Genomic DNA, 15,302 nt, shown 5'->3' with positions numbered 1-15,302 from the left:
GCGCGGTCGGCTGCGGGCCGGTGCCCGGCTGCCCCTCCTGGTACGCCGGCATGACGGCGGTCGCGGGGCCCTGGTCGGGGTCGAGCCCCGGGCGTGCCGCGTACCCGCTGCGCTCGGGCTCGACCTGCTGGACCGGGAGGACCTCGGTGGCGTCGCCGCCTGCAGGCGCCCAGCGGCCCTGGTCCGGCTGCTGCGCGGCGACCGGACCGGTCTGCGCAGCCACCGGGTACGCCGCACCACCGTGCGGCGCCCCGGGGTAGGAACTGGCCGGCGGCTGCGCCGCCGCGGGTCCGGACGGCGCGACGGGCGCCTGCCGGACCGGCTTGGGCGCGGGCGGCTGCCAGACGTACGCCTGCGCCGCCGCCCCGGCGGCAGCGGCCGGGACCGGACGGTGCTCGGCGAAGTACGCGCGCACCTCGCGCGGGACCGTCAGGGCACCGACGACGAGCAGCGGGAGCCCGAACGCGAGGAGCACGTGCTCGACGCCACCGCCGAGCACGACCCGGTTGGACGTCACGACGAGCAGGACGATGCCCAGCAGCGCGACGACACCGGCGCCACCGAGGGCGAGCGGCCGGCCGGTCGTCGCGTCGCGGGCGAGCGAGCGGCGCGCGACGAACGCGACGGCCGCCGCGAGCACGCCCACCACGACGGCGAGCACGACCGGCACGCCGCGAGCGCCCTCGGCCAGCGTGAGCACGGCGCTCACGGCGACGTACCCGGCGACGACGAGCGCGAGGTCGAGGGCGTTCACGGCGACGCGCACCCAGGTCTTCACGGGGTCGGCCACCGTCATCGCGCGGTGCACCGCAGGCGCCGCGGCGATCGCGGCGAGCGCCGGGACGAGCACGAGCCCGAACCGGCCGCGGTGCGTGCTCTCGATCGTGACGAGCCCGTTGTTGCCCGAGCCCAGCACGAACGCCACCGCGAGGATGACCCCCAGCCCGACGAGCGTGAGGCGCGCCGCCTCGGACCGGCGCCACGTGCCGTACGTCGGCAGGCCGACGAGCGCGAGGACGAAGAGCGCGGAGACGAGCACGAACAGGACGAGGAGCGCGCCGCCGAGGCGGGTCCCCGTGACGGTCAGGATGATCGTGAGCAGGACGGTCACCGCGAGGACCGCGGCCCCCGCGAGGAGCGCCTGGAGCCAGCGGTTCGTGACCGCGCGGTCCTGGTCCTGCGGTCCGAGCTCGCTCTCGCGCGGCTGCGCCGCGAGGATCGCGCCCGCGAGCCCGAGTGCGGCCGCGGAGCCGACGCCGCCCCAGCCGTCGCCGAAGTCCCCGCCCCCGACGACGTCGACGACGAGGTAGACGCCGACGAGGAGGACGTACGGGGCGTTGGCGAGCAGACGGACCTTCCGCGTCGTGTGCACGGTCCACGTCGCGGGCAGCACCCCGGTGCGGGCGAGGTACGGCAGCGCGAGGGTGAGCAGGGAGAGGATCGTCAGCAGGACGACCTCGATCTTGTCGGACGCGCGGCTCGCGGCGTCCCACGGCAGTGCGAGGGACACGAGGAGCAGGAGGGCCGCGACGCCGTCACGCACGTAGTCGCTCACGGGCATCCCGGCGAAGGGCGAGACCGGACCTGGTGCGGTGGCCGTGGCGGCCGGCCCCGCGGGAGCCTCGGCCTCCTCGACGCCGCCCTGTCCGCCGTCGTCCCCCGCGCCCGGCTCCGCAGGCGCCCCGCCCGGTGCGCGCTCGGCCGAGGAGTCCCCGTCACCCACCGCGACGCCGTCGGGCGCCGTGGTCGGCCCGGAGCCCGCAGCGCGCAGCTGCGGGTCCTCGGCCGGCTCTGTCTGGTTGGTCATCGTGCACTCCCTACGCTGTCGCGCCGTGCCGTACGCACGCACGCCGGCCCGACGGGCCCCGACCGTTTCTACCGGTTCATCACGTGCGCCTTCAAGCGCCCACGCGGCGCGGACCCCCGATACGACGGGACGGCTCAGGACACGGCCGTCAGCCGGTCCGCGCCGAGCAGGAAGAGGCGGCCCTCGACCGCGACCACGTGGTACGTGTTCTCGGGCAGGGCCCAGCGCCACTCGACGGCCCCGTCGTCGAGCGCGAGCGACACGAGCCCCTGACCCTCGCGGCCGCGCTCGGTCACGAAGAGCGACCGTCCGTCCGTGAGCACCGGCCAGGGCCCGCTGTCGTCGACGGTCACGGCCCAGGCCTCCTCGCCGGTGCGCGCGTCGACGCTGCGGTACGCCGAGTCCGTCTGGACGACGACGCGCCCGTCGACGCGCGCGACGGCTCGCAGGCCGGTGCCCGGGAGGGACCAGAGCTCCGAGCCGGTCGCCGCGTCGACCCCCACGATGCTCCCGAACGTGTTGGTGACGATCACGCCGGGCGCGGAACCGTCCGAGAGGGGTGCCTCGAGGACGCGACCCTTGATCCGGAAGTCCGGCTCGCCCGCGGCCGTGAAGACGGTCGCCGTGCCGCGCCCGTACTCGTTCCCGACGTAGCGGCCGTCCTGGAGCCGCACGATCGTCCACACGTCGTCCTCGACGAGCGAGCGGCCGTCCTCCGTGAGCGCCGCGGCGACGCCCGGCGCCAGGACGTCGACCACCCCGCGGCGGACGTCGAGCACGACGTCGCCCCCGCGCCCGAGCCCGTCGTGCGGGAGCGACCGGTCCCAGCGGACCTCTCCGGTCGCCGCGTCCTCGCGCACGAGCGCGACCTCGCCGCCCCGCCACCACGCGCGCACGACGTCGCCGGCGCCGACGGGCACGACCGACAGGCGGCCCGCGGTCTCGACGGTCCGGTCGCCGACGACCTCGCCCGTCGCGGACCGGACGGTGACCAGCCGGGCGACCTGCTCGCGCCACCCCGACGGCACGGCGCACACCACCACCTCCCGGGCCGGCTCGCCCTGGGCCGGCAGGCACGTGGCCCGGTCGCCGAGCCGCTCGGACCGCCAGAGGACCGAGCCGTCCTCGACCGAGTGCGCCGTGAGCGCGCCGTCGACCGTGACGACGGCGCCCACTGCCGGGACGACGTCGGAGCCCGGCGCGACCGGCACGGACCACCGCGGCTCGGGCGGTGCGTCGAGGGGGCGCAGCCCGCCCGCGAGCGCGGTGACGTCGACGGGCCGCGCGTCCTCCATCGAGGCGGTGAAGGCGACCGAGCCCGCGAACGCGGCGGCGACCGCGACGGCGACCCACGGGACGGGGTGCGCGTACCAGGCGCGCCGCGGTGCGTCCGTGCCGTCGCTGCGCCGGGACCGTCCGCGCTCGCGCGCGGTCCGGGCGGATCCTGCCGCGGCCGTCGCGGGTCGCGACGCGGTCCCGGCGCTCCGGGCGTGCGGGCCACGGCGCCCGTCGCCGAGGGTGCCCGGGGCCGTGCGCCCCGACCGGTCGCCGTCGCTCGCAGCCTCCGGCTCGCCGTCGAACACGGCGTCGAAGCGGTCGTCCGTGCGCAGCTCGGGGGGCAGGAGCTCGAAGCTGACGGCACCCGCCGACGCGCTGGCACCGTCCGTCGTCGGCTCGTGGGTGACGTGCCCGGCACGAGCCGCCCGGTCCTGCGCGAGCCGACGGCGCCTCACCTGTCCACGATACGCACGCGGAGGCGCCCGCGCCCGGGCGGGCGGTCAGATGCCGAGCTGGTACACGCCCCAGTACGCGAGGATCACGAGGAGGATCGCCGCACCCGCGACGACGCACCACAGCATGACGCGCGTCGTCAGGCCCCGCGCGACCCGCAGCGCCCCGGCCCGGCCCTCCTCGACGCCGGTGCCGGCCGCGTCGGCGAGGTCCGCCGCGGCGCGCCGGGCCGTCCGGACCTCGGCGGAGCGGTTGATCAGGAGGGCCGCGGCGACGAGCGTCGCGAGCCCGACGAGCCGCACCCCGATCCACCCGCCCTGCACGACCCAGGCGTCCTTCTCGTAGTCGAGGGCGAGCCGGGCGACGGCGACGAGGTAGACCACGAGGGCCACCGTCGTCCCGAGGGCGCCCACGCCGAGCCCGGCGAGCGGCGCGCGGAAGCCGGGCGCGAGACCGGCGGGCGCGCTCGGGCGCCCGGCGACGCGGCGCAGGCGGCGCACGAGCCCTCCGGCGAGCCCGACGAGCGGCCCGAGCACGAGGAGACCCACCGCGCCGAGCACGAGCCCGACGAGGAGGTCGCCGTTGCCGAGCCACCGCGGGGTGGGGACGGGACCGGCGAGGTACTGCTGGTTCGGCTCGGCCCCGGCGACCTGGGGCTGCGCGGTCGCGCTGTCGGGGAGGGACGTGATCCAGGCGCCGAGGTCGCGCGGGAAGTCGGGGACGAGCACGTCGTCGATCTTGATCCCGTGGTTCGCGTCCTCGTAGAACCGCACGGTCACGTCGGCGCCGCCCGACGCCGACGACGGCCCCGTCGCGTCGAGGATCTGCCGCGCCCCCTGCTCGACCGGCATCGACGGGTCCGCGGTGCCGTAGACCACGAGGACGGGCTGGGTGAGCCGCTCGAGGAACGGCTCGACGTCGAAGTCGGCGTACTCGAAGCCGCCCCCGGGGATCGCCATGCCGACCGCGCGCGGGATCGCCCGGAACACCCCGTGCGGGACGTCCGTGTTGCGCAGGTAGCTGTCGACCGCGAACGCGGCCTGCTGGCGCGGCGGCACGACCGGGGCGGACACGAGCACGGAGAACGCGATCGTCGGGTCCTCGACCGCCATCACGGGCACGATCCACGTGCCCTCCGACTCCCCGTACAGCCCGACCTGGTCCGGGTCGACCCCGGGTCGCGTCCGGAGCAGGTCCACGGAGCGCTCGTAGTCGCGCGCCATCGCCTCGTAGTCGCGGTGACGCGTCGTGTACGTGTCGAGGCGCTTGTCCGGCACGAGGGTGACGACACCGGCGCTCGCGAGGTCGGCCGCGACGTCCACGAAGGCCTCCGTCGCCAGGCCCGTGCCCGCGCCGTGCACGAACACCACGCCCGGGAGGTCGTCGCCCGCGTCGACGGGCTCGCGCAGGATGCCCCCGACCGTCGCGCCGTCGAGCCGGATCGTCACGTCCGTCTCGCGCACGTCGTACGTGCCGACGGGGTCGGCGCCGCCGGGAGGCTGGCCCCCGATCGTCGTGTCGGGCGTCGTGGGCTCCAGGTGCTCGGTCACGGGCACCGGGTCCCACTGCGGTCCCGTGACCGCGCCGACGATCGCGAGGACGATCGCGAGGGCGGCGGTGGTCGCGGCGGTCCGGAAGATCACCGGGGAATCGTACGTCGCACCCACGACGCCGGTCCCTGGTGCGGCCCCGACGCGCGGACGGGGGCTCTCCCCCGTCCGGGCGCGGCCCGCCTCAGAACCCGAGCCGGTGGAGCTGCTTGGGGTCGCGCTGCCAGTCCTTGGCGACCTTCACGTGCAGGTCGAGGTAGACGCGCGCGCCGAGCAGCGCCTCGATGCCGTGCCGCGCGCGGGTCCCGACCTCTCGCAGCCGCGAGCCGCCCCGACCGATGACGATGGCCTTCTGCGAGTCGCGCTCGACGAAGAGGTTGACCCGCACGTCGAGCAGCGGCGGGCGGCCGGTGGCCTCGTCCCCGCTGCCCTCGCGGGGCACGATCTCCTCGACCTGGACGGCGAGCGAGTGCGGCAGCTCGTCGCGCACGCCCTCGAGCGCGGCCTCGCGCACGAGCTCCGCGACCATCACCGCCTCGGGCTCGTCGGTGAGCTCGCCGCCCGGGTAGAGCTCCGGCCCCTCGGGGAGGTGCGAGACCAGGACGTCGGTGAGGACGTCCACCTGGTAGCCGTCCTGCGCCGAGACCGGCACGATGTCCGCCCAGCCGCCCGCGGTCTCCCCCAGCCGGTCCACGGCGAGCAGGTGCGCGGCGAGCGTGCCGCGGTCCACGAGGTCGGCCTTCGTCACGACGGCGACCACGGGCGTGCCGCGGCGCCCGCGCATGAGCTCGGCGAGCTCGTTCGCGATGAACCGGTCGCCCGGCCCGATCTTCTGGTCCGCGGGCAGGCAGAACGCGATGACGTCGACCTCCGTCAGCGTCTCGCGCACGAGGTCGTTGAGGCGTTCGCCGAGCAGCGTGCGGGGCCGGTGCAGGCCCGGGGTGTCGACGAGGACGAGCTGCGCGTCGGGGCGGTGCACGATCCCGCGGATCGTGTGGCGGGTCGTCTGCGGCCGCCCGGACGTGATGGCGACCTTCTGGCCGACCAGCGCGTTCGTCAGGGTCGACTTGCCCGCGTTGGGCCGCCCGACCAGGCAGGCGAATCCGGAGCGGTGCTCGGGGGTGGTCGTGCTCACGGGGTGTCCTTCACGGTCGGGAGGGAGGGTCGGGTGTCGGCCGGGGTCTCCGGCTCGTGGGGTGCCGCGGGCGGCGTCGGGGCCGCGGCGTGGGACACGAGGACGGTCGCGAGCTGCTTGCGCCGGCCCTCGACCCGGTCGGCCTCGATCCGCAGGCCGTGCACGTCGGCGACGGAGCCGGGCAGCGGGACCTTGCCGAGGGCCTTGGCGAGCAGGCCGCCGACGGTGTCCACGTCGTCGTCGTCCAGGTCGAGCCCGAAGAGCTCGCCGAGCTCGTCCACGCCGAGCCGCGCGGGCACGCGCAGCACGCCCTCGCCGAGGTCCTCGACCTCGGGCTCGGGCCGGTCGTGCTCGTCGGTCAGCTCGCCGACGATCTCCTCGAGCGCGTCCTCGATCGTCACGAGCCCGGCGATGCCGCCGTACTCGTCGACGACCATGGCGATGTGCGACGACGACGCCTGCATCTCGCGCAGGAGGTCGTCGACGGGCTTGGACTCGGGCACGAAGATCGCGGCGCGCGCGACGTCGCCGACCGGCCGGGCGTCCGCCCCCGGGCCGCCCTGCAGCACCCGCACGACGTCCTTGAAGTAGGCGACGCCCACGAGGTCGTCCGCGGACGTCCCGGTCACGGGGATGCGGGAGAAACCCGAGCGCAGGAACAGCGACAGCGTCTTGCGCAGCGGCGTGTCCCGCGAGGTCGTGACCATGTCCGTCCGCGGGACCATGACCTCGCGCGTGAGGGTGCTGCCGAGCTCGAAGACGGAGCGGATGAGCTCGCGCTCCTCCTCCTCGATGACGTCGGACTCGTTCACGCGGTCCACCATGTCCTGGAGCTCGCGCTCGTGCGCCCCCGAGTCGGGGGCGGGCGCGAGGCGCGTGAGCCAGCGGGTCGCGGCGACGATCCCCGTGAGGAGCCCCGAGAGCGCGAGCAGGACGCGGACGGCGTGCCGGCGGCCCAGCGACCGCGGGCTGACCCGCACGACGAGGAGGCCGACGACGACGCTCACTGCCAGCGCGACGAGCAGGACCTGCCACCACGGCTCCAGCCACGCCGCGACGAGCAGCGTGAGGCACGTGATCGCGGCGACCTCGGCGACGACGCGCACGAACCCGACGGAACGGGCCGTCGCGGCCGGGTCCGCGAGCAGCGCCAGCGCGCGACGCCCGGACGGCCGCGGCGGGGTCGTCAGGTCGTCGCCGAGCGCGGCCTCGCTCACCGCCGCGCGCGTCACGCGCAGCACCGCCGCCTCGCCGGCGCTCAGCACCGCGGCGAGCACGACCGTGAGGACGGTCAGGACCGCCAGGAGCGCGACGGGTTCGCCGCTCACCGGCCGGCGAGGAAGGTCAGGAGCAGCTTGCGCTGGAGCGCGAACATCTCCTTCTCCTCCTCCGGCTCGGCGTGGTCGTAGCCGAGCAGGTGCAGGATGCCGTGCGTCGTGAGCAGCAGCATCTCCTCCGCGGTCGAGTGCCCCGCGGTCACCGCCTGCTGCGCGGCGACCTCCGGGCACAGCACGACGTCGCCGAGCTGGCCGGGGCCGGACACCTCGCCGTCGCGACCGGGACGCAGCTCGTCCATGGGGAACGAGAGCACGTCCGTCGGTCCCGGCTCGTCCATCCAGCGCACGTGCAGCTCGGTCATGACGTCGGTGTCGACGAAGAGGATCGACAGCTCGCTCTGCGGGTGCACGCGCATCGCGTCGAGCACGTAGCGCGCGAGCGCCGCGAACTCGGCCTCGTCGACCTCGGCCTCGGTCTCGTTGTTGACCTCGATGCTCACGCGTCGTCCCTCGTCCGTCGGTCCCTGCCCGCGGGGCGTCCGCGGCGCTCGTCGTCCCGGCGGCGCGGTGCGCCGCCCGTCCCCTGTCGCGCCCCGGTGCCGGACGCGAGGTCCCACCGCGCGTACGCGTCGATGATCTCGCTCACGAGCCGGTGGCGCACCACGTCCGACGACGTGAGGCGGCAGAACTCGACGTCGTCCACGCCCGTGAGGACGTCCTCGATCACGCGCAGCCCGGACTGGGTGCCGCCGGGCAGGTCCACCTGCGTCGCGTCGCCCGTGATGACCATGCGCGACCCGAACCCGAGGCGCGTGAGGAACATCTTCATCTGCTCGGTCGTCGTGTTCTGCGCTTCGTCGAGAATGATGAAGGAATCGTTCAACGAGCGACCCCTCATGAACGCCAGCGGCGCGACCTCGATCGTGCCCGCCTCGATGAGCTTGGGGATCGAGTCGGGGTCGATCATGTCGTGCAGCGCGTCGTACAGCGGGCGCAGGTACGGGTCGATCTTCTCCGTGAGCGAGCCGGGCAGGAACCCGAGCCGCTCCCCCGCCTCGACCGCCGGGCGCGTGAGGATGATCCGGTTGACCTGCTTGGACTGGAGCGCCTGCACGGCCTTGGCCATCGCGAGATACGTCTTGCCCGTGCCCGCGGGACCGATGCCGAACGTGATGGTGCTGGCGTCGATCGCCTCGACGTAGCGCTTCTGCCCGACCGTCTTGGGCCGGATCGTGCGACCGCGGCTCGACAGGATGTTGAGCGTCAGCACCTCGGCCGGCCGCGACGCCGTCGCGGCCGTGAGCATCGAGATGGAGCGCGACACGACGTCCGCCGTGAGCGGCGTGCCGGCCTCCACGACCTCGACGAGCTCGTCGAGCAGGCGGGAGGCGAGCGCGACGTCCCCCGGAGGACCGGAGACCGCGATCTCGTTGCCGCGCACGTGCACGTCGACCGAGGGGAATCCCTCCTCGACGGCCCGGAGCACGGAGTCGCGGCTGCCGAGGAGCGCGACCATCGGCACGTGGGTCGGGATGACGATGCGGTGCTCGACCCGGTGCGGCTGAGGGTCGGGTTCTCGGGACAGAGAGGTCATGAGCCGGCTTGCGCCGCTGCGCTCCTTCGGTCGGACGGTGGGGCCGGGGCCGCCACGGCCCCGCAGATCGCCTCCATCGTACCGAGCGCGCCCGGGCGCCACACGTCCTTTCGCGCAGGGCTCAGGCGGGCGTCCAGCCGAGCTCCGCGCCCGCGATGACGTGCCCGTGCACGTGGAACACGCTCTGCCCGGCGCGCGGGCCGGAGTTGAAGATGAGGCGGAACTGGCCGTCGGCCTGGTCGCCCGCGACCTCGTCGGCGAGCGCGACGACGTCGGCGAGCAGCGCCGGGTCGGCCGCCGCGAGCTGGGCGATGTCGCCGTGGTGGTCGCGCGGCACGACGAGCACGTGCACCGGGGCCTGGGGGTCGATGTCCCGGAAGGCGATCGCGCGGTCGCTCGTCGCGACGACGTCGGCGGGCAGCTCGCCCGCGACGATGCGGCAGAAGAGGCAGTCCGGGTCCGTGCGTACGTCGGTGCTGGTCATGACCCCGAGGCTAGTCCAGGCCCGGCCGCCACGCCCCAGCGGCCGAGCCGCTCGGCGAGGAGGGCGACGGCGACCGGACCGGCGGTCGACGTGCGCAGCACGTGCGGGCCCAGCCGGGCCGCGACCGCGCCGGCCGCCGTGAGGTCGGCGACCTCGCGGTCGGAGATCCCGCCCTCGGGGCCGACGACGACCAGCACCTCGGGCGCCGCGCCGCCGGGACGGGTCGCGCCGTCGGGCAGCGCGACGTCGGCGAGCGGCGTCACGGCCTCCTCGTGCAGCACGATCGCCCGGCCGCCGGCCGCGACGACGTCGGTCACGCGCGCCGCGAGGCCGCGCGAGTCGACGGCCACCTCGACCTGCGGCAGGCGCGCGCGCCGCGCCTGCTTGGTCGCCGTGCGGACCGTCGCGAGCCAGCGCGCACGGGACTTCGCGGCGCGCTCGCCGCGCCACACGACGACGGAGCGCTCCGCCTGCCAGGGCACTACGACGTCGACCCCGATCTCGGTCGCCGCCTCGATCGCCATCTCGTCGCGGTCGCCCTTGGCCAGGGCCTGCACGAGCGTCACGACGACGGCGGGCGCGGGCTCGCGGTCGACCTCCTGGACGAGCAGGGTCACGCGGCCCGCGTCGGCGTGCTCGACGACGCAGCGCAGGCGCAGGCCGTCGCCGTCCACGACGTCGACCCGCTCCCCCGCCCCGCGGCGCTGGACGACGCCCGCGTGGCGGCCCTCGGCGCCGTCGAGGACGTAGCGGTCGCCGGGCGCGACGGCGTCGAGCCCGGTCTCGGCGAGGAACACCGGAGCACTCACGCGACCGCTCCCCTCAGCGCCCGGAGAGCTTGTCGCGCAGGCGCGAGAACACGCCGGGGTGCGCGGCCGACAGGCGCGGCTCGGGCCGCTCCTCGCCACGCATCGCGGCGAGCGAGCGCAGGAGCTGCTCCTGCTCCTCGGTGAGCTCGCGCGGCACCTGGACCTCGATGTGGACGTTGAGGTCGCCGCGGCCGCTGCCGTGCAGGTGCCCCACGCCGAGGTTCTTGAGCGTGACGATCTGGCCCGGCTGCGTGCCCGGGCGCAGGTCGATCTCCTGCGCGCCGTCGAGCGTCTCGAGCTCGAGGACGGTGCCGAGCGCGGCCGCGGTCATGGGCACCTGGAGCGTGCAGTGCAGGTCGTCGCCGCGGCGCACGAACGTGTCGTGGTTGCGCTCGCGGATCTCGACGTACAGGTCGCCCGCGGGGCCGCCGGCCGGACCGACCTCGCCCTGCGCGGTGAGCTTGATGCGCGTGCCCGTGTCGACGCCCGCGGGGACGTTCACCGTGATGCTGCGGCGGCTGCGCACGCGGCCCTCGCCGGAGCACTCCGCGCACGGCTCGGGGATGACGGTGCCGAAGCCCTGGCACGCGGCGCACGGGGCGCTCGTCATGACCTGGCCGAGGAAGGAACGCGCCACGCGCTGGACCGTGCCGCGGCCGTGGCAGACGTCGCACGTGCGGGGCGAGGTGCCCGGGCGACAGCACGAGCCGCCGCACGTCCCGCACACGACCGCCGTGTCGACCTGGAGCTCGCGCTGCGCGCCGAACGTCGCCTCGGACAGGTCGATGTCGAGCCGCACGAGCGCGTCCTGGCCGCGCCGGGCGCGCGGGATCGGCCCCTGCTGCGCCTGGCCGCCGCCGAAGAACGTCTCGAAGATGTCCTGGAAGCCGAACCCGCCGCCCATGGGGCCGGCGCCGCCGCCGGGGGCGCTCGGGTCGACGCCGAGATCGTACTGCTGACGCTTCTCCGGGTTGGAGAGCACCTCGTACGCGCGCGCCACGTCCTTGAAGCGGTCGCCCGCCTCCTCGCCCGCGACGTCGGGGTGCAGCTCGCGCGCGAGCTTGCGATAAGCCTTCTTGATCTGGTCCTGGCTGGCGTCGCGCGCCACGCCCAGGATCTCGTAGTAGTCGCTCACACGTCACTCTCTGCTGGTGCGGGTCGTGAGGCCGGCAGGGGGCCGGTCGTGAAGGGTCTGGTGCGGGTCGTGAGACCGGCACGAGGTCGGTCGTCGTGGATGCCTGCCGCGCGCGGGGAGGCCGCGGCGAGGCTCACGTGCCGAGCACCCGTGACAGGTAGCGCGCGACGGCGCGCACCGCCGCGATGGTCCCGGGGTAGTCCATGCGGGTCGGCCCGATCGAGCCGACGAGGGCGACCGTGTCGCCGTCGTTACCGTAACCGGTCGTCACGACGGAGGTCTCCACGAGGCCCTCGAGCTGGGTCTCGTGCCCGATCCGCACGCTCACGCCCGACTCGGCCGCCATCTCCGTCAGGAGGCCCAGGAGGACGACCTGCTCCTCGAGCGCCTCGAGGACCGGGCGCAGCGCGTGCTCGAACCGCATGCCCGCGCGGGCCAGGTTCGCCGTGCCCGCGAGCACGAGGCGCTCCTCGCTCTCCTCGGCGAGCGTCTGGGCGACGAGGTCGCCGACCGCGCGCACGAGCGGGGCGTCGTCGGGGTGGAAGCTCTCCGTCACCGCGGCGAGGCCCGTGGCGAGGTCCGTGAGGCGCTTGCCGGCCGCGGCGGCGTTGAGCCGCGCACGGACCTCGACGAGGGTGCCCTCGTCCGGCACGCTCGCGACCTCGAGCGTGCGCTGCTCGACGCGCCCGGTGTCGGTGATGATCACGACGAGCAGGCGCGAGTCCCCGACCGGCACGAGCTCGAGGTGCCGCAGCCCGGACCGGCTCAGCGACGGGTACTGCACGACCGCGACCTGGCCCGTGAGCTGCGCCAGCAGCCGGCCGGCGCGCGCGATGACGTCGTCGAGGTCCACGCCCTCGGAGAGGAACGTCTCGATGGCGCGCTTCTCCGGCGCGGACAGCGGCTTGACGCCCGAGAGCCGGTCGACGAAGAGACGGTAGCCCTTGTCCGTGGGGATGCGGCCCGCGGACGTGTGCGGCTGCGCGATGTACCCGGCGTCCTCGAGGGCCGCCATGTCGTTGCGGATCGTCGCGGGCGACACGCCGAGGCCGTGCCGCTCGGTGAGCACGCGCGACCCCACGGGCTCGCGCGTGAGGACGTAGTCCTCGACGATCGCCCGCAGCACCTCGAGCCGGCGCTCCTCGCTCACGTCCACCTCCGTGTGCCGCACCGTCGCCGCCCCGGGCGGGCGCGCGGGCGTCGGCACTCTCGACCTCCGAGTGCCAATCCTACGCGTCCGCGCGGCCCGTCCCGCGGTCCTCCGCTCGCCGCGAACGCAGGTCCGCGAGCCCGACGACGAGCGCGAGCGCGACGAGCACGATCGTCACGAGCAGCGCCCTCCCCGTCGCGTGCGCCGCCGTGTCGCCGCCCGCGAGGCCCCCGTAGTACACGGAGAGCACGATCGAGATGCCGACCGCCGACCCGATGCGCTGCCCGAGCTGCAGCATGCTCCCCGCGACCCCCGCGCGGCTCACGGGAACCTCGGACAGCGTGAGGGTCTGGTTCGGCGCGATGACCGTCCCGCTGCCCGCCCCGGCGACCAGCAGGGCTCCCGCGAGCGCCGGCCCCACGGCGCCCGGCTCGTCCCCGAGGAGGCGCACGACGGCGTCGGCCACGACGACCCCGACGAGGACGAGCGTCAGCCCGCCGACGACGAGCTGCCGGCCCCAGCGCGCGACCCAGCGCCCCGAGAACCACGCCGACACCCCGGACGCCACGGCGAACGGCGTCCCCACGAGCCCCGCCTGGAGCGGCGTGTAGCCGAGCTCGTCCTGGAGGTAGAGCGTGACCACGAGGAAGATGCCCGTGAAGCCCGCGAAGTAGGCGAGGCCGAGCAGCGCGCCGTTGCGGAACGACCCGAGCCCGACGACCTGCGGGTCGAGCACCGCCTCGCCGGTGCGCCGCTGGTACCGCCGCTCCCAGACGACGGCCGCGGTCCCCGCCGCGGCGGCCACGACCAACCACCACCAGCGCGAGGCGTCGTCCCCGCGACCGGTCGTCGTGACGAACGGCATCATGACGCCGAGCGTCGCCGCACCGAGCAGCGCCAGCCCGACGAGGTCGAGGCGGCGCGGGCCCCGCGCGGAGCGCGCGGCGTCGGGCGGTGGCGCGGGCACGAGGCGCCACGCGAAGGGCAATAGGACCGCGACGACGGGGAGGTTGACGAGGAAGACCCACCGCCACCCGTCCGCGGAGCCGGCCGCCGCGATGATGAGGCCGCCGAGCAGCGGGCCCAGCGCCGTCGAGACCCCGATCGTCGCGCCGAACATGCCGAACGCGCGGCCGCGCTCGAACCCGGAGAACTGCTGCTGGATGAGCCCGACGACCTGCGGGTTGAGGACGCCCGCGCTCACGCCCTGCAGCAGGCGCGCGACGGCGAGCCACCCGTCCGTCGGCGCGATCCCGCACGCGAGGCTCATGAGCGCGAACCCGACCAGCCCGGCGATGAACAGGGCACGCCGGGCGCCGGCGTCGCCGAGCCGGCCGGCGGGCACGAGCGCGAGCCCGAACGCGAGCGTGTAGCCCGCGACGACCAGCTGGAGCTGCGTCGGCCCCGCGTCGAGCGACGACTCGATCGACGGGAGGGCGACGTTGACGATCGACACGTCGAGCGTCGTGACGAAGCCGACCGCGAGGCAGACGGGCAGCACGCGCCAGCGGTTCGGGTCCGGCTCGGCGCGCTGCGGGCTCACCGCTCCGTCGTACCACCCCTCCCCGGGACCGCGCGCGGCGGGCGCCGGGTGCCGAGATCGACCCGAGCGTCCGAGATCGACCCTCGGGAGGTCGATGTCGCGACGCACGGGCCGATCTCGCCGGGGTGCGTCCGGCGCTCCCCTAGGGTGACGGCGTGGCTTTCGATCGTTATGGGTTCGACGTCCTCGGCGGCACGCCCGCCCCCGTTCATCATCGTGCGCGGCCGGTGTCCCGACCGCAGGCCGCCGAGCGGGGGCTCGTCGTCGAGGAGGTGCAGACCGGGTGGGTCGGCGCGGTCGTGCGGGTCGAGAAGTCGGGCGGGATGCACGTCGTCGTGCTGGAGGACCGCGCCGGCCGGACGCGGACGTTCCCGCTCGGGCCCGGGTTCTGGGTCGACGGCGAGCCGGTCGAGCTCACCGCCCCGGTCACGTCCCGCGCCCCCGCCGCGCCGACGCGGACCGCGTCCGGCTCGCGCGCCGTCGTCGGGCAGCGGGCGCGCGTGGCCCGCGGCAGCCGCATCTGGGTCGAGGGCAAGCACGACGCCGAGCTCGTCGAGAAGGTGTGGGGCGACGACCTCCGGGTCGAGGGCGTCGTCGTCGAGCCCCTGCACGGCGTCGACGACCTCGCGGCGGCGCTCGCCGACTTCGGCCCGACGCCGCAGCGCCGCGTCGGCGTGCTCGTGGACCACCTGGTGCCCGGGAGCAAGGAGCGCCGCATCGCCGACGACGCGGTCCGCCGCTCCCCCGCGGGCACGGTGCTCGTGCTCGGGCACCCGTACGTCGACGTGTGGCAGGCCGTGAAGCCCGCGCGCGTCGGCCTGCAGCGCTGGCCCGTGATCGAGCGGGGCACCGAGTGGAAGCGCGGCATCCTGCGCGAGCTCGGCTGGCCCGCGGAGACCGCCGAGGACGTGGGCCGCGCGTGGCAGCGCATCCTCGGCACCGTGCGCACGTACGCGGACCTCGAGCCGTCCCTGCTCGGCCGCGTCGAGGAGCTCATCGACTTCGTCACGGCGTCCTGACCTCGCCCCGGTCCGGACGCGCCGCGCCCCGGCACCGACGGGCGGCACCGGGGCGTGGTGAACGACGA

General features: G+C 75.5%; 12 protein-coding genes and 1 pseudogene. 1 reads left to right on the top strand and 12 read right to left on the bottom strand.

Annotated elements, in window-relative coordinates:
- From ABWU78_RS01065 to ABWU78_RS01010, 12 genes and pseudogenes are all read right to left on the bottom strand, one after another.
- Positions 1-1,807, bottom strand: a pseudogene (locus ABWU78_RS01065) (hypothetical protein); the annotation flags it as partial.
- Between the two features lie 134 nt (positions 1,808-1,941).
- Entirely contained in the window at positions 1,942-3,540 is a 1,599-nt protein-coding gene (locus tag ABWU78_RS01060) for an outer membrane protein assembly factor BamB family protein (RefSeq protein WP_439157293.1), read from the bottom strand.
- A gap of 45 nt (positions 3,541-3,585) precedes the next feature.
- On the bottom strand, positions 3,586-5,181 hold the full coding sequence (locus ABWU78_RS01055; RefSeq protein WP_439157292.1) for an alpha/beta hydrolase family protein: 1,596 nt from the start codon (positions 5,179-5,181) through the stop codon (positions 3,586-3,588).
- A 91-nt stretch (positions 5,182-5,272) separates the two neighbouring features.
- Entirely contained in the window at positions 5,273-6,223 is a 951-nt protein-coding gene (gene era, locus ABWU78_RS01050; protein ID WP_043651768.1) for a GTPase Era, read from the bottom strand.
- Positions 6,220-7,551 (bottom strand): hemolysin family protein, encoded by a 1,332-nt coding sequence (locus ABWU78_RS01045; RefSeq protein WP_439157291.1) that lies wholly within the window; start codon positions 7,549-7,551, stop codon positions 6,220-6,222. Before ABWU78_RS01045 ends, era begins: the two co-directional genes overlap by 4 nt.
- Positions 7,548-8,000 carry an rRNA maturation RNase YbeY gene (gene ybeY / locus ABWU78_RS01040; protein ID WP_087469283.1) on the bottom strand — a complete coding sequence of 151 codons (453 nt, stop codon included), beginning with the start codon at positions 7,998-8,000 and terminating at the stop codon, positions 7,548-7,550. The genes ABWU78_RS01045 and ybeY overlap by 4 nt, the downstream gene beginning before the upstream one ends.
- Positions 7,997-9,094: a PhoH family protein gene (locus ABWU78_RS01035; protein WP_439157290.1), complete on the bottom strand. Its 1,098-nt coding sequence runs from the start codon at positions 9,092-9,094 to the stop codon at positions 7,997-7,999. Before ABWU78_RS01035 ends, ybeY begins: the two co-directional genes overlap by 4 nt.
- A gap of 121 nt (positions 9,095-9,215) precedes the next feature.
- Positions 9,216-9,578, bottom strand: a complete 363-nt coding sequence (locus ABWU78_RS01030; protein ID WP_439157289.1) for an HIT domain-containing protein — start codon at positions 9,576-9,578, stop codon at positions 9,216-9,218.
- The gene (locus tag ABWU78_RS01025) at positions 9,575-10,387 is read right to left on the bottom strand and encodes a 16S rRNA (uracil(1498)-N(3))-methyltransferase (RefSeq protein ID WP_439157288.1); all 813 of its coding nucleotides are present in this window, start codon (positions 10,385-10,387) and stop codon (positions 9,575-9,577) included. Before ABWU78_RS01025 ends, ABWU78_RS01030 begins: the two co-directional genes overlap by 4 nt.
- A gap of 13 nt (positions 10,388-10,400) precedes the next feature.
- Entirely contained in the window at positions 10,401-11,522 is a 1,122-nt protein-coding gene (gene dnaJ, locus ABWU78_RS01020; RefSeq protein WP_253050324.1) for a molecular chaperone DnaJ, read from the bottom strand.
- A 133-nt stretch (positions 11,523-11,655) separates the two neighbouring features.
- The gene (hrcA, locus tag ABWU78_RS01015; protein ID WP_439157287.1) at positions 11,656-12,672 is read right to left on the bottom strand and encodes a heat-inducible transcriptional repressor HrcA; all 1,017 of its coding nucleotides are present in this window, start codon (positions 12,670-12,672) and stop codon (positions 11,656-11,658) included.
- A 79-nt stretch (positions 12,673-12,751) separates the two neighbouring features.
- Positions 12,752-14,215 (bottom strand): MFS transporter, encoded by a 1,464-nt coding sequence (locus ABWU78_RS01010; protein ID WP_439157286.1) that lies wholly within the window; start codon positions 14,213-14,215, stop codon positions 12,752-12,754.
- A gap of 155 nt (positions 14,216-14,370) precedes the next feature.
- Here ABWU78_RS01010 and ABWU78_RS01005 point away from each other — a divergent pair, with 155 nt between their 5' ends.
- The gene (locus ABWU78_RS01005; protein WP_253050329.1) at positions 14,371-15,234 is read left to right on the top strand and encodes a DUF3097 domain-containing protein; all 864 of its coding nucleotides are present in this window, start codon (positions 14,371-14,373) and stop codon (positions 15,232-15,234) included.
- The last annotated feature ends 68 nt before the right edge of the window (positions 15,235-15,302 follow it).

Origin of the sequence: Cellulosimicrobium sp. CpK407 (assembly GCF_051844275.1) — a bacterium.
GTDB lineage: Bacteria > Actinomycetota > Actinomycetes > Actinomycetales > Cellulomonadaceae > Cellulosimicrobium > Cellulosimicrobium cellulans_G.
Note: the sequence above shows the minus strand (reverse complement) of the source record. Positions and strands in the feature narration are given on the sequence as shown.